Origin of the sequence: Pontimicrobium sp. SW4 (assembly GCF_039954625.1) — a bacterium.
In the GTDB taxonomy this organism is placed as follows: Bacteria; Bacteroidota; Bacteroidia; order Flavobacteriales; family Flavobacteriaceae; genus Pontimicrobium.
Genome location: NZ_CP157199.1, coordinates 1,592,476 through 1,608,448 on the forward strand (window position 1 = coordinate 1,592,476; position 15,973 = coordinate 1,608,448).

A 15,973-nucleotide genomic window follows, 5' to 3' on the forward strand; every position below is an offset into this window, starting at 1 on the left:
TTAAATTTTTATAATTCTTGATTATTAGCCAACAACTCAGCAACATCCAACACTTGTATATCAGCTTCTTTTTCTTTAAACTTAACACCATCTGTCATCATAGTGTTACAATAAGGACAACCAGTAGCGATAATGTCTGGATTTGTTTGTAAAGCATCTTCAGTGCGTAATACATTTACATCCTTATCACCTTTTTCAGGTTCTTTAAACATTTGTGCACCTCCAGCTCCGCAACAAAGCGCTGTACGCTTATGACGTTTCATTTCAACTAAATCAACTCCAAGTTCTTTTAAAAGCTCTCTTGGTGCTTCATAAACTTCGTTCGCTCTTCCTAAATAACAAGGGTCGTGAAATGTGATTCGTTTTCCTTTGAAGGTATTATTAGTTATTTTTAATTTTCCTTCCTGAATTAGTTGCTGTAAATACTGTGTATGATGTAGTACCTCGTAATTACCACCAAGAGAAGGATATTCATTTTTTAACGTATTAAAAGAATGCGGACAAGCAGTCACTATTTTTTTTACCTCGTAGGCATTTAGTACTTCTATGTTAGTTACTGCTTGCATCTGAAATAAAAATTCGTTTCCAGCACGTTTTGCAGCATCTCCAGTGCAACTTTCTTCAGTACCCAACACTGCAAAATCAATATTTGCTGCATTTAACAATTTTACAAATGCTTTTGTGATTTTTTTAGCACGATCATCATAACTTCCAGCTGAACCTACCCAAAATAATATTTCGGGTTGTCTGCCTTCAGCCATACATTCGGCCATTGTTAGTACTTTGAGATTCATTTCAAATTTAATTTATTCGTCCTTCCAATTTAGCCTATCCATTTGATTATAAGGCCATGGCGCACCATTGTTTTCAATATTGGTCATCATATTATTTAATTCGACAGGTGCTGCAGATTCTTCCATCACCAAATAACGTCTCATATCCATGATAATAGATAAAGGACTAATACTTATAGGACACTCTTCAACACATGCGTTACAAGTGGTACATGCCCAAAGTTCTTCTTTAGTGATATAATCGCCTAATAATTGCTTTCCATCATCCTTAAACTCGCCTTTATTAGCATCTATGTTTTTACCAACTTCTTCCAATCTATCCCTTGTATCCATCATGATTTTACGAGGAGATAATTTTTTTCCTGTCAAATTCGCAGGGCAAGATGAGGTACAACGCCCACATTCGGTGCATGTATATGCGCTTAGTAATTGCGTCCAGTTTAAATCAGTGACATCTCTTGCTCCAAATTTTTCTGGGACATCATCGGTTTCTGTGTCTTCAGGCGCTGCAAAAGGATCTGCATTTGGATCCATCATGAGCATCACTTCCTTAGTCACAGATTCTAAATTATCTAATTGTCCCTTAGGCTTTGTACTTGCATAATAGGTGTTAGGGAATGCTAACAATATATGCAAGTGTTTAGAAAAATATAAGTAGTTTAAAAATACTAGTATACCTAATATATGAATCCACCATGCGGTCCTTTCAACTAAGTGTAAGCTGTTTTCAGAAAATCCGCTAAACCACGGAGCAATATATTGACTTATAATGTTTCCTGAGTCCATTGCTTGAAATGAAGTGTCAGTTGCATTCATAATCAAAAACAAAGACATCAACACCATTTCAAAATACAAAATGTAATTAGCATCATTCTTTGGCCAACTAGTCATTTCACTATTCCAAAAGCGCTTTAGTTTTATAATATTTCTTCTTAACCAAAACACTATTACAGATACTAAAACCAATACTGCTAGAATTTCAAAACTTCCAATTAAAACACCATATAGGCTACCAATTCCAGAAAAAATACGGTGTGTGCCAAATAGGCCATCAATTATTATTTCCAGTACTTCAATATTGATAATAACAAACCCAACATATACAATTATATGCAAAAAACCAGCTATTGGACGACGTGCCATTTTACTCTGTCCGAGCGCAATATTTACCATGTTTCTTAAACGCTGCGATTTATTATCGCTAACATCAACATCTTTTCCTAGTTTAATATTACGAATGAGTTTTTGAACGTTTCTAACAAAATAACCTATACCAATAACCAATGCAATTGCAAAAAGTATGTTTGGTAAATAATTCATAGTTGGTTGGATTTATAAAATGTATTAATTCTCCTTATATGGAATTTCCTTTTTAGATAGGATTCTAAAATAACGTTTTGGATGTAACTTTATATCTTTCAATAACTCTTCTAGCTCTTTGGTAGCTCCCTCAATATTATTATATAAAGCATCTTCTTTTAATAGTTTACCCATAGAGCCTTCACCCTTTTCGATACTTGACAATATGTTTTTAAAGCTATTAATAGTTGTTTGCAATTCCGTAATAGTTTGTCCTAGATTTGCTTTAGCCATGTCATCGGTTATTGATGCTAAATTTGCCGAAGTACTTTCAAAACTAGTAATAGTACTGTCTAGTTTTCCTTTATTATCTGCAATTAAACTATTGATTGATTTAGATGTGTTTTTAAAAGATAGTATTGTTTCGTTTAAACTAGAAACACTACTCTTTAAGTTCGTTTTCGTTTTTTCATCAAACACATCATTAATATTCTTTAAAAGTGAATCGGCACTTACCATGACATTTTCAATTTTTCCTTGCAATGGCGTTAGCTTTTGATTTACCAATTCTGTTAAACCTGCTTTAATTGTGCCTTGAAGAAAATCGCCATCAACTGCAGTTTCCGACCCATCGTTTGCAAGTACAATAGCTATTGCTTTACCTCCAATAAGGCCAGTCTCATAGATTTCTGCTTTACTATTCTTAGAAAATTGAAAATCATTATCAACCATAAGCTTTAACTGAAGCTTTCCTGAACCATCTTCTGTAAATACAATTTCTTGAACTTTTCCAACAACATTACCGCTAATAGTCACAGGTGCTGATGTCGCTAAACCTTCAACATTATCATAAACTGCGTAAAATGTACGGGAAGAATCTAAGAGGTTTTCACCTTTTAAATAGTTAAATAGATATATAATTAGTAACAACCCACTGATGACTAAGACTGCTGTTTTTACTTCTCTAGTGATCTTCAATATGATTTTTTTTTGTTAAACACAAAATTAGCAATTAATTTAAATAAAGCCTTAATTTGAAATAGTTTTTAAAGCCTCATTAACATCTATACGTACACCATTTTTATAAGCCACAATAAAACAGCTAGTATATCCTTTTTCTAAAGCTTCTTGTTTGTGTCTTTTTATGTCTTCATAATTAGAAGTTTCACCATAAAAGTATTTATATCCATTACCAATACTTTCAGAGGTTATACCTCTTAAACCATTAAAATTATAAGGCTTTGTTTCTAACTTTCTAGCTCCAGCTGCTATTTGAACTTTGAATGTAATACTAGAATTAATAGTTGTATTATCATTATCGGTATTAGCTATAATTTCAAAACCATTGTTTTCGTTTACGGTTTCTATATACATCAAAATTGACTCATAAATCGATTTCGAAATTTCTTGCTGTCCCTTTTTTGAACTTAAATATTTTCCTTCATGCTTATTGGTTAGAAATCCAGTTTCGATTAAAACACTTGGCATGTACGTATTATGCATAACCCAAAGAGGAATTTGCTTAACACCTCTACTCTTTCTGTTTAATTTATTTTTGAAATTTTTCTCTACCATGCTAGCCAATAAAATACTTTGCTCTACATAGTCTTCTTGTAATAATGTCAAGCCAATAATAGACTCTGGTGAGTTTGGGTCGTAACCTTCGTAATGTTTTTCGTAATTATCTTCTAAAAATATTACTTCGTTTTCTGCTTTAGCAATTTCTATATTTCTATCAGTATTACCAACGCTGAGCACATAAGTCTCAGTTCCATAAGCCTGAGTATTATGAGCGTTACAATGCACTGAAACAAATAAATCGGCATCAGCCCTATTCGCTATTGCTGCTCGTTCTCTTAACTCAACAAAAACATCAGTTTTTCGAGTATAAATAACTTCTATGTTTTTATGCTTTTCAAGTTCTTTACCTATTTTCAACACAACACTTAAAGCTACATTCTTTTCGGTATCAAACTTTGTAGGTCTACCAGGGTCTTTGCCTCCATGTCCAGCATCAAGTACAACCACAAATTTATCGGTTGATTTTTGAGGAAACGCATAGGAGGAAAATATAAAGAAAAAAGATACTAAAAGGTATTTCAGATTCGTTTTCATATAAAGTCTAAAACGGCATTAAAACTAGGTTTATTTTAAATTCTATATTTTTTTAGTTATTAAAATATTCACAAAAAAATATATGTACATTTGGCAATTCAAAAACCGAGCCATACTTTTACAAAAATACATCTAAAAGCGTTGCGAACAAACATCTTTCAAATACTTTTTGCTTTAAGTTTTACAGTGCTTATAAACACTTTTAGCTACGCTCAAGATATTCCTCCAAAAAAGGAAAAAATAAAACCTATTGTAGCAAGAGATACTATTCCTATAAAAATAGACAGTTTAAAAACTAGAAATGCAGAATCTAACATTCTAGTAAACGATACTATTAAATTAGACAGTATCCCAAATAAGCCCAAACTTTTAAAAGATATTGTAAAATACAGTGCGTCTGGTTATACATCTATTACTAGAAAAGATCAAAAAATCACCTTATATGATAATGCCCAGATTAATTATGAGGATATGGAAATTACCGCAGGTATCATTGTAATTGACTATGAAAAAAATGAAGTGTATGCAGGTAGATTAAAAGATTCATTAGGCAATTACACTCAAGCTCCTATTTTTAAGCAAGGTAGTGATGTTGTTGAGCCTGATTCTATCCGTTTTAATTTTGATACTCAAAAAGCTTTAATATTTAATTCCAGAACTGAGCAAAGTGGAGGTTATATAATTGCTGAAACTACGAAAAAAGAAAATGACTCTGTCTATTTTATAGATCGTGGAAAATTTACAACCTCAAAAGATCTTGAAAATCCAGAATACTATTTTTTAATGCGAAAAGCGAAAATAGTTCCTGGCAAAAAAGTGGTAACTGGCTTAACAAATATGTTTATAGCAGATGTGCCAACACCTATTGGCTTACCTTTTGCTTATTTCCCTCTAACTCAAAAACGAACGTCAGGTGTGATTTTTCCATCGTTTGGAGAACAAAATAGTCGTGGTTATTTTGTGCAAAATGGTGGTTACTATTTTGCTGTAAGCGATTATTTTGATTTGGCTTTATTAGGAGATTATTATACCAATGGTAGTTATGGTATGCGTATAGAGAGCAACTATGCTGTACGCTATAAATTTAGAGGCAACCTAAGTTTTAGGTATGAAAACTTAATTAGTAGTGAGCGAGGTTTTCCAGACTACTCAAAAAGTGCTATTTATAACTTACGTTGGTCACATAGTCAAGATGGGAAAGCAAATCCAAGCTCTAGATTTTCGGCTTCTGTAAACCTTGGTAGTAGTCGCTATTATCAACAATCTATCAATCAATTAAATGCTTCAAATTATTTAAATAATACCTTATCATCATCTGTATCATATTCCAAAACATTTCAAGGTGAACCTCAAGTAAATGTTAGCCTTACTGCCAATCATTCGCAAAATACAAATACTCAAACCATTAATATGACGCTTCCTACATTTCAAGGAAGTATTGGTCGTGTATTCCCTTTTGCTCCTAGGATTGGTGCGAAAAAAGGGATTATTCAAAATATAAACTTGCAATATAATACTAGAGCCGAAAACAGAATTCAAACTACCGATTCGTTATTCTTTAAAAAAGAAATGTTTGAAGATGCCAAAGTAGGTATGCAACATAGTATTCCAATAAGTACCAACTTTAAAGTATTTAATTATTTAAGCTTAAGCGCTTCGGCTAATTTTCAAGAAACTTGGACGCTTAATACGATAGAAAAATCTTTCAACCAAGCGACACAAAAAACAGTAATTACCGAAAAGAATGGATTTGACTCTTTTAGAACATATAATTTTAGTGCCAGCATAGGCACGACGCTTTATGGTATGTTTGAATTTGGAGAGGATAAAAAAATTCAAGCTATTAGGCATGTTATGAGACCATCTATTAGCTATAATATTTCTCCAGCTTTTGACCAATATTATGATACTTACGAAGTGATAAGTGCAGATGGACTTACCTCCACTGAAGCTGATTATACCCGTTTTGAACAATCAATTTTTGGAAGTCCAACCAATAACTATTCCAGTGCTATAGGTATTTCTGTTAGTAACAATTTTGAAGCAAAAATACGAGATAGAGATAGTACTGTTGTAGAGCCTAAAAAAATTACACTTATTAATAACTTAAACTTCTCTACCTCATACAATCTTGCTGGTGATTCGTTAAAATGGAGCCCTGTTAGAGTTAATGGTGGCTTCAAATTGCTTAAAGATATGACCGTGAATTTTGGTGCCACATTAGATCCTTATGCACTTGATAGTAACAATATTAAAATTGATGAATTCAATATAAATAATGGCGGAAGTCTATTTAGGCTAACAAGCGCCAATTTAACTACTGGTTATTCATTTTCTAGTAATGATTCTGAAAAAGATGACAATACAAGCAATAGTAGATCTCAACAGGAATCGTTGCGTAGTGGTGGACGTGATGATGATTTATTTGGAAAACCTCAAGATTTTGCCGATAAATCATTTAATAATAATGAGGATGACTCCGAAGCTCAAAAACCAAGCGACCTTTATAGATATAAAATTCCTTGGAACATTCGGTTGGCTTACGCTATAAATTACAGTAACACACGTAGACAAAACGAAATTGCGTCGCACTCGTTGATGTTCTCTGGAGATATAGAGATTTCTCCGCGTTGGACGCTAGGAGCGTCTTCTGGTTACGATTTAAAAAATAAAGGTATTACTTATACGCAATTACGTTTTGAGCGTGATTTAGAAAGTTGGCGAATGAATTTTTCTTGGATTCCATTTAGCGCCAATAAACAATGGAATTTCTTTATAGGTATTAAGTCTAGTATCTTACAAGATATTAAATACGAAAAGCGAAGACAACGCGATAGAGATTTATAAAATAATATTAACAGATTTCCGTTTTCACGGAAATGAAAATCAATTTTCAATGAAACAAATTATTACTACTAGCAAAGCCCCTGCACCAATAGGACCATACAATCAAGCAGTTTTAAGTGGAAATACACTTTTTACATCTGGACAAATAGCGTTTAACCCAGAAACTAACGAGTTAGTTTTAGACAATATTACCGATGAAACCAAACAAGTTATGGAAAACATGAAAGAAGTATTAGCAGCTGCTGGAATGACCTTTGAAAATGTTGTAAAAACCTCAATTTTTATTAGCGACATGAACGACTTTGGAGCTATTAATGCTGTGTATGGGTCATATTTTAATGAAGCGACTGCACCTGCTCGCGAAACTGTACAAGTAGCTTGTTTACCAAAAAATGTGAATGTAGAAATTAGTATGATAGCGGTGAAGTAGATTTGTTTAACGGTTATAAATATGGAAAGTTGCATCTTTGTGTGCGAGAGTTTTCCGAAAGCTAACAAACAAATAACTAAATTTGGTTAAAATTGCTTGTTTTTTAACTCAGTTCTTTGTTGGTAATAGTTTTTTTTATTCCGCTGTATCTTTTACAACTTTAGTCTTCGATAAAAAATCGTGAATTCCGTTCTTAACAAACAAAAATGAAATTCGGTCAAATGGAATTAGTCTACAAAAAGTCCGAGTAACTATATCTTCATTAGTCGGCTTCTCTCCATTTATTTTAACAACTTTAGTCTTTGTTACAAATTTTCCAAGAGTTTTTTGAAACTTGATTTCCATAATTGAATGATAAACAAAAAAAGCCCCAAATATTAAAATCAAATTAATTATTACAACAGTAAAGTTGTTGTTTATGATATAAGTTGGAAACAATAAACCAACAATAAAAAAAACGAGAACAATTAATATATACCAAACAATTGAGTCAATTATTAAATTCAAAAATCTAATTCCCGATCCAACTACATTTGAGTCAACTTTTTGTTTTTGTTCTTTCTCGACAATTGCTTGTTCTTTTATTTTTTCAAACTCGTTTGTGTCTATTTTCCGCTTTTCAATTTCAGATTCGGCAGCTTCGATTGCAGTCGGGTTATACCTTTCTCTCTCTACCATTACAATCTTAATTAATTCCTCGTTTGTCCTTTCAGACATCACTTTTGCAAACTCGTTTTCCAATAATTCGATGGGTTAGTTTATATTAATGCCAAAACGATGATATACAACATTTAAATGTTTTATATCAGAGGCTAAACGAAGTTAGTCAAATTTTTCTTTAGTAGCTATATGCAGAACTACATATATAAAGCTTGGAAATAAAATAGGTTGGATAAGCAAGTTTCTTCTTCAAAATTCTGCTAAGATAATTGATTACTATGGTAGTGTACTAATCCTTCAATAGGACGACGTTCAAAATTACCGACTGTGAATCCCATGTCACTAGCAACTTCTTTTATCTCTTCTTGCGAGAAATAAGCAATGGAGCCTGCAAAATGTACAGGAACAGTATTTAATACATCTTTATATTGCAAAATCATGTTTTTAGCAAACAAACGAATTCCTTCTTTTATAACATTTACAATATACTCTGAATCTTTATTAAGAAACATAAATTCCGCAAAAGATGCCAAATAAGCATTTGGATTTGGTTGTTTATAGAGATTGTATTTTATAAAATCGGAATCCATGTTGTGTTTTTCAGCAAGCGATACTTTTAAATGCTGTGGCATATGGTTAAAATAATAGTCTCTTATAAGTTGTCTTCCAAAATAATTACCAGAAGCATCATCCATTACAGAATAGCCTAAAGATTTCACTTTTTGTTCTACACTTGTACCATTAAAATAACTGCAATTGGAACCAGTACCCAAAATACAAACTACTGCTGGTTCTAAATTAATTCCAACTGTTGAATAGACAGCTGCATAAGTATCTTCTCTTACTTCGGCTTTTGCATTAGAGAAAAAGTTATGAAGTACATCTTCTAATAATTGTCTAGGTCTTTCTGTACCACAACCTGCTCCATAAAAAAAGATATGTGTTACATCGTTTTTTACTTGGTCTAAAACTTCGTTTTTCTTTATGGTTTTATAGAGTTTTTTCTCGCTTAAAATTGCAGGATTCATTCCTTTAGTACGTTGCTTTTCCAACAATTGATTTCCAGTATTATCAATTGCTAACCAATCACATTTTGTAGAGCCACTATCAACTATAAAAATCATAAAAAAATTGTTAATGCATAAAAAAACTGCCAATCAAATATAATGATTAGCAGCTTATACTTTATAAATATTATAGATTATGAATGTATTGGATTAAATCTACCAATTTAGCAGAATACCCATACTCATTATCGTACCACGATACTACTTTAAAGAACTTAGAATTTAATTCGATTCCAGCTTGAGCATCAAAGTTACTTGAATGTGATTCACCAACAAAATCTTGCGAAACTACTGGTTCGTCTACATATTTTAAAACACCTTTAAGTTCTCCATCTGCTGCCTTTTTAAAGGCTTCCTTAATCGCCTCATAACTAGTATCTTTTTGCAATCTCACCGTAAGATCAACTACAGACACATCTACAGTTGGAACACGAAATGCCATTCCTGTAAGTTTTCCATTAAGTTCTGGTATTACTTTTCCAACAGCCTTGGCTGCTCCAGTTGTTGATGGAATAATATTATTTAAAGCTGAACGGCCTAAGCGATAATTTTTTCTTGATGGACCATCAACCGTTAATTGTGTTGCAGTTGCAGCATGAATGGTTGTCATTAATGCTTCTTCTATACCAAAATTATCATGTAATACTTTAGCTATAGGCGCTAAACAATTAGTTGTACATGATGCATTAGATACAATCACATCTGAGTCGCTAATACTTTTATGATTTACGCCCATTACAAACATAGGTGCATCTTTTGAAGGTGCAGAAATAGCCACTTTTTTAGCGCCAGCTTCAATATGATAATTTGCAGTTTCTAGAGTGGTGAAAATTCCCGTACACTCAGCAACAACATCTACATCCACCTCGTTCCATTTAAGATTTCGAGGGTCTCTTTCGGCTGTAACTCTTACCGTTTTTCCGTTAATAACTAGATGACCATCTTTAACTTGAATGTTTCCATCAAAATTACCATGTACTGAATCGTATTTTAATAAGTATGCTAAATGGTCAACATCTAGCAAATCGTTTATAGCTACTACATCAATGTCTGCTCTCTTTATTGTTTCTCTTAAAACAATTCTTCCAATTCGACCAAATCCGTTAATCCCAATTTTTACTTTTGACATATTCTTTTTCTAATTTATATTGTCATGATATCTGACACACGCAATAATTCTAAATTTATTGTTGATTTTCCTTTAATTGCTTGTTCTAAAGGTGTTAATTCCATTTGATTGTTAAGTAGCCCTACCATAAAATTGGTTTTGTCTTCAAGTAAAGTTTCTACCGCTTTCACTCCCATTCTACTTGCTAAAACACGATCGAAACAAGAAGGGCTTCCACCTCGTTGCATATGACCTAAAACAGATACGCGAACATCATAGTAAGACATGTGCTCATCGACATAGTCTTTTAATTCGAATACGTTTTTGCCAATTTTATCACCTTCGGCGACAACTACGATACTTGATGATTTTCCAGATTGTTTACTTCGATTTAAAGATTCTAAAAGTCTGTCTAATCCTAAATCCTCTTCAGGAATTAATACTTCCTCAGCTCCAGCTCCAACACCAGCGTTTAGTGCTATATGTCCAGCATCTCTTCCCATTACTTCAATAAAAAATAAGCGGTTATGAGAACTTGCAGTATCCCTAATTTTATCGATAGCTTCAACCACAGTATTTAAAGCCGTATCGTAACCTAGAGTATGTGTTGTACCAAAAATATCGTTATCGATAGTTCCAGGAATTCCAATAACAGGGAAGTTATATTCTTCATTAAAAATAAGTGCTCCAGTAAATGTTCCGTCACCACCAATAGTAACTAAAGCATCAACTCCAGCATTCGTTAAGCTTTCATACGCTTTTTTTCGACCTTCTTTAGTTCTAAAATCATCAGAACGTGCAGATTTTAAAATCGTTCCGCCTTTATTTATAATGCCTTTTACACTACGAGCGTTCATAGGTTTAAAATCTCCTTCAATAATGCCATCATAACCTCTATAAATACCAATACATTCAATATTATAATAAGCACAAGCTCTAACAACAGCTCTAATTGCAGCATTCATTCCTGGAGCATCTCCTCCAGAAGTCATCACTCCTATTCTTTTGATTTTTTTTGCCATTTTTTAAGCCTTTGAAAAAGTAAAACTAATAAACTTAAACAAGAAAAAAGCTAAGTTTTATCATATTTTAACGAAAACGTTTGAGTTTCAATTTTCGTTAAAATATGATTAAGAAACGACTATTTAGTTATTAGATTGACGTGAGTTTATAGAATCTTTTTTCTTGATATTAATATAAGACGGAGTTGCGTTTTCGGTAGTATTTTCTTTTTTCCTTTTCTCCTTCTTTTTACCACTATATATTTTTTGAACTAATTCTTTTAGATTATCAAACTCCACATTATACGAAAGCCCTACACCTTGTGTATAACCAATTTGTTCTCCAAAATACCTGATACTATTTTCTCTATTGAAAAATTTTAACGATAAGGTTCTGTCTTCGTTAATTAGCATTTCTACTTCAAAATCTCCTGCAATTACAGTTTCGCTAACACCTCCAATTGGTACACCAACCTTACCATTAATAAGGATATTATCACTTAATTTAGTTGACAATGTTACACCTACGCGACTGCTAGTTTCAAAATCTGGAGTGTTTTGACCAATTTGAAAGTCTAATCCTAAATTTACTTTACCGTCTTCTGAGGATAATATTTCGTTTAACATAGACTGTAATCTATCTGAAACCAATCCAAAAGCATCCTGAGAGCCAAAACTCAATTCACTTCGGAAACCTCCTGTAAGTAATAAAGAAATTACTTGTAGTTCCTTACTATCTTTATCGTTTAAACGGTATTGCAGCTCGGAATCTAAAGTGGAACTTACAGTTGGGAACGCTAAATCATAATCAATAGTTGGTTTCTCTAATTGGTCGGTTAAATGAATTTTCACCTCAACTGGAATACTTGTATTAATAGGGTTATCTAACAATACCGATGGATTTGCTTGAATTTTATCGTAAACCGCTTCAATGTTTATTTGTGCTTTTAATGGGTCACCTTCCCAAACCAAAGTACCTCCGTTTAACACTCTAAATTCTTTTTCTACAACACCTTGAAAACTATAATTGTAAGTTCCTTCAGTAATGAAAAAATCGCCATTCATTTCGAAAATACCATTGGTAGTAATTCTTGTTCTTAAAGCACCTCTACCACGTCCTTTAATAGCACTTCCAGTGCTTTTATCCATTATAATTTCGATTTCGGCATCATCAGTTATATCCAATTCAAAGTCCATTTCTAAACCTTTTATGGCTTCTGCAGCAACTTTCTCATCATTAATTTGGGCTATCTTTTCTTCTTTAGTTAAAAAATGAATATAAGAGCTCTCGCCAAATGACTCTGTATCGTTTAGTGGAATTTTGAAAAACGTACCTTCTTCAGATGACACAATAGCTCCAATAACTAATTGATCTGTTGGACCAACAATATCAATAGTACCATTAACAAAGGCTCTACCATAATATAAAGCATCTTCTGAATCGTCTGTATTCAATACTAATAGTCTATCAGAATCTATATCAAGGTTTAGTTGCCAGTTAGAAAAATTTACATGATTTATATTACCACTTAATGTTGCTCTTGAGAAAAATTCAGAATCGGTTAATCTGGCATTATTAAATATAAAACTTTGTTGCTGCAAGATGATTTTTGTTTCATCTCCAAATGAATAATCAACATTCAAATAAGGAACTCTAAGTCCTCCTCTATCTAAACTTAATTCACCATTTATTTGTGGTTTACTTAATAATCCTGAAACTTTTGCATTTCCTGATACTTCACCGCGAATATCAGTAATAACACCTTCTCCAAAAGGATTTAGAGGGTTTAATATAAACTCATTAAGATTAACATTTAAATCAATTGTTGAGTTATTGCCTGAAAAATCCAATCCTCCAGTTATTGAAAGAGATTCGGTATTGTCGTCTTTTAAACTAATGTCTACAGCATAGTTAGTAAGAGATCTATTCCCTTTAATATTAGCTTTAAATGAACCTAGATTGAAATCGTTAACTTTAAAATTGTCTATGGTAACATTAGATTCTGGAATATAGACGCCTTGAGCTTGTTGTATATTTAATTTACCATTCACATTTCCTGCCAAGGTAAGACTATCTACTCTTGGTGTTATTTTTGCAAGCTCAACATCTTTAAAATCTAAGTTTATATTTTTATTTGTTTTACCTTTTATGACACCATATAAATTAATAATTTCATTTTGATGGCTCATTCGCAAGCTTCTAATATTGATGTTTTTAAATTCTCTATCAAATTCAACTTTATTGAAGTCATTCTTTTCTTCGTTTATATACCAATCATTTTCTTTAAATACTATGTTAGACTTTCTAAATCCTAATACTGAGTTATTCTCTTCATTTATGGTATAGAACAGATTCAGGTCAAAATCATCAAGATTATCTTTTCCGCCTTTAAATTCTGTTTTAACAAATAAAGTGTCATTCTTAGTTACATTAATTAAACTAAATTTAGAGACATTGTAAAACTTTGAGGACATACTGTCTATCTCAACAAAAGTGTTATACAAAGGATTTTTATTATCTACTTCTAGATGAATGTTATTTGCAAAATAATCTTGTAGTTTTATTTGTGGCGAATTGAATTCTAAACTAAATTTTTTAGCATCACTTTCTACACGACCTTCGAAATAGGTATTACTTCCAAGTTCTAATTCGGGATAAAATACTTCGGCTATCTTATTATAAATATTAAATTTATAGTTTATGAATTGGTTAGAAGCTATATCGTGCGGTTTAAAGTTGGTATAAATACTTCCTAAAGAGTTTTCTAAAAGTTTATAAATGTCTCTAAAAACGAATTTACCATTAAGACTTCCCTTAACTATATCTGGTGAGTTTACCTCTATATACCTGACATCTTTATCAAATCTTGAGGAAATAGCAAAATCCTTAAAATAGTATTCATCATTTTGGTTTTTATAGAGTGTGTTTTCAAAACTAATATTCCCATAAGCATCATCATAAGAGCTTCCATTCATGTTCATGCTTACATTACTCTTAAAGATTGAAATACTATCTTTTTTTATAAAATTAAGAGCTTTCAAGTTTGCATGTTCTACATTGGCATTAAAATCATATTTTTTTTCCTTCTCAGAAAAATCTACTAAACCATTAAAAGTCAGATTTAAATTTTGGTCATTCACAATTAAATTACCATCAAATATCTTGTTTTTAATATTTCCTACTACTTTGATTTTTTCATATTCATACGCATTATAGACAATACTAAACACGTCTCCTTTTACTTGCGAGTTAATACTTTCGGCTGTAAAACCTGTTCCCTTAACATCTAAATTTGATGATATACTACCTGCATTTGCATCGCCTATTAATGCGCCTACATCAAAATTATCCATAACAACGTTACCAATATAAGTAGCTGCATCATTGGTATTTATATTTACAATTTTAAGTTTTGCAGTTAAATCTCCAATATTAGAAGTTAACTTTATATCCGTATCAAGATTTTTTGTAGTAAGGTTTGTTTTTCCTCTAATAGTAAATACACCTAAGCTATCTACAATTGTTGGTATAGATGTTCCTAAAACATTTGGAAGTATTCTAGTAAGATCACTATAGCTAGATGTAAGTCTATTGAAATTAGCATCCATTAAAAATGTATCCTCCTTATTATCAAAAGAGTTTTTAAGCACAATTACTCCGTCTACTATAGTGTTTCTAGAGTTACTAAATTCTAAATTACTTGCAGTTAGATTATTTAAAGTACCGAATAAATTTACATTTAAATTCGCTTTTTGATTGTTTCCAAATTCGTCGTAAAATATATTTAAATCACTTAAAGTAATCTCGGAATCTTCAAAAGTTGCAGTAAGCTTTACTTTGTCTACAAAGTATTGTAAATCTTCTCTTTCGTACTCGAATTTTAAATTACCCTTTAAAGTAGAATTAGGTGTTTTTATTTGAAGAAAATCAAAGGTCATATCCTGCAAAGTATAACCAAAATTTGTAGTCATATTGGTTATCTGTAATCCTCTATTGTCAACAAATCCAAGCTTGTTTATTCTTGCACTCACATCTGGCCCTAATATTAAAAAATCGGTTGCATTAATATTTAAGTCCTTAAATGTAAGTACATTACTTTCTTCTTTATTTTCATCAACCAGCCTAAACTCACTATTAATTATTGACACATCACTTGATGATAGTAGGAAATCGCTTTTTTCTCTACTTGGAGAATCTTCATCAAACTTAGCCACAAAAATATCTAAGTTGGTATCTTCTTCTCCTTTGTAGGTTTTAAGATTAAACACCATCCCTTCTATATCTATGTCTCCAAAAGTAAGCTTGTTGTTGTATAGCTTTCTAAAACTTATTATAGCAGTATTTAACTCTTTAATACTTATAAGTGTATCTTTTTTATAATCTTGAATGTAGATGTTTTTTAGTTCTACATCTCCGTTAAATTGAAGACCTACCTTTTCAATATTTATATTCGTTCCAAAATCTTCGTTTAGAGTTTTTGTAGCATATTTACCCAACCGAGTTTGAACTGCAGGAATAGATAACAATAGCACCAAAATGATGAACAATAGCAAAAAGATTGCTATAATTTTTAACGCTATTTTAAGTGCTTTTTTAATGTTGTAGTAAAGTTATGAATTTTGATTCTAAACCCTAATTTAAAACTAGCTTT

At 31.8% G+C, this 15,973-nt stretch carries 11 protein-coding genes; 2 read left to right on the plus strand and 9 right to left on the minus strand.

Annotated features, from left to right (window positions below; all coding sequences use genetic code 11):
- Window positions 1-8: 8 nt before the first annotated feature.
- The 4 genes from ABGB03_RS07515 to ABGB03_RS07530 are packed head-to-tail and all read right to left on the minus strand — an operon-like array spanning window position 9 to window position 4,208.
- The gene (locus ABGB03_RS07515) at window positions 9-794 is read right to left on the minus strand and encodes a (Fe-S)-binding protein (protein ID WP_347926197.1); all 786 of its coding nucleotides are present in this window, start codon (window positions 792-794) and stop codon (window positions 9-11) included.
- Between the two features lie 12 nt (window positions 795-806).
- On the minus strand, window positions 807-2,114 hold the full coding sequence (locus ABGB03_RS07520; protein ID WP_347926199.1) for a (Fe-S)-binding protein: 1,308 nt from the start codon (window positions 2,112-2,114) through the stop codon (window positions 807-809).
- Between the two features lie 24 nt (window positions 2,115-2,138).
- Window positions 2,139-3,071 (minus strand): MlaD family protein, encoded by a 933-nt coding sequence (locus ABGB03_RS07525; RefSeq protein ID WP_347926201.1) that lies wholly within the window; start codon window positions 3,069-3,071, stop codon window positions 2,139-2,141.
- 51 nt (window positions 3,072-3,122) lie between these two features.
- Window positions 3,123-4,208 carry an N-acetylmuramoyl-L-alanine amidase gene (locus ABGB03_RS07530; RefSeq protein WP_347926203.1) on the minus strand — a complete coding sequence of 362 codons (1,086 nt, stop codon included), beginning with the start codon at window positions 4,206-4,208 and terminating at the stop codon, window positions 3,123-3,125.
- Between the two features lie 90 nt (window positions 4,209-4,298).
- On the opposite strand from ABGB03_RS07530, the gene ABGB03_RS07535 reads away from it, so the two are divergent.
- Together ABGB03_RS07535 and ABGB03_RS07540 are read left to right on the plus strand one after the other, a co-directional pair.
- Window positions 4,299-7,055: a putative LPS assembly protein LptD gene (locus tag ABGB03_RS07535; protein WP_347926205.1), complete on the plus strand. Its 2,757-nt coding sequence runs from the start codon at window positions 4,299-4,301 to the stop codon at window positions 7,053-7,055.
- A gap of 49 nt (window positions 7,056-7,104) precedes the next feature.
- Window positions 7,105-7,485: a RidA family protein gene (locus ABGB03_RS07540; protein ID WP_347926207.1), complete on the plus strand. Its 381-nt coding sequence runs from the start codon at window positions 7,105-7,107 to the stop codon at window positions 7,483-7,485.
- A gap of 135 nt (window positions 7,486-7,620) precedes the next feature.
- On the opposite strand, the gene ABGB03_RS07545 is transcribed toward ABGB03_RS07540, so the two are convergent.
- The 5 genes from ABGB03_RS07545 to ABGB03_RS07565 all read right to left on the minus strand — a co-directional run bounded on the left by ABGB03_RS07545 (window position 7,621) and on the right by ABGB03_RS07565 (window position 15,875).
- Complete coding sequence (locus ABGB03_RS07545) at window positions 7,621-8,226, minus strand: RDD family protein (protein WP_347926208.1); 606 nt, start codon at window positions 8,224-8,226, stop codon at window positions 7,621-7,623.
- Between the two features lie 179 nt (window positions 8,227-8,405).
- On the minus strand, window positions 8,406-9,269 hold the full coding sequence (locus tag ABGB03_RS07550) for an N-acetylglucosamine kinase (protein ID WP_347926210.1): 864 nt from the start codon (window positions 9,267-9,269) through the stop codon (window positions 8,406-8,408).
- A 70-nt stretch (window positions 9,270-9,339) separates the two neighbouring features.
- Window positions 9,340-10,341 carry a type I glyceraldehyde-3-phosphate dehydrogenase gene (gene gap, locus ABGB03_RS07555; protein ID WP_347926211.1) on the minus strand — a complete coding sequence of 334 codons (1,002 nt, stop codon included), beginning with the start codon at window positions 10,339-10,341 and terminating at the stop codon, window positions 9,340-9,342.
- A gap of 14 nt (window positions 10,342-10,355) precedes the next feature.
- Window positions 10,356-11,342: a 6-phosphofructokinase gene (pfkA, locus tag ABGB03_RS07560; protein WP_347926212.1), complete on the minus strand. Its 987-nt coding sequence runs from the start codon at window positions 11,340-11,342 to the stop codon at window positions 10,356-10,358.
- A gap of 123 nt (window positions 11,343-11,465) precedes the next feature.
- A complete protein-coding gene (locus ABGB03_RS07565) occupies window positions 11,466-15,875 on the minus strand; it encodes a translocation/assembly module TamB domain-containing protein (RefSeq protein ID WP_347926213.1) in 4,410 nt (1,469 codons plus the stop codon).
- Window positions 15,876-15,973 lie beyond the last annotated feature (98 nt).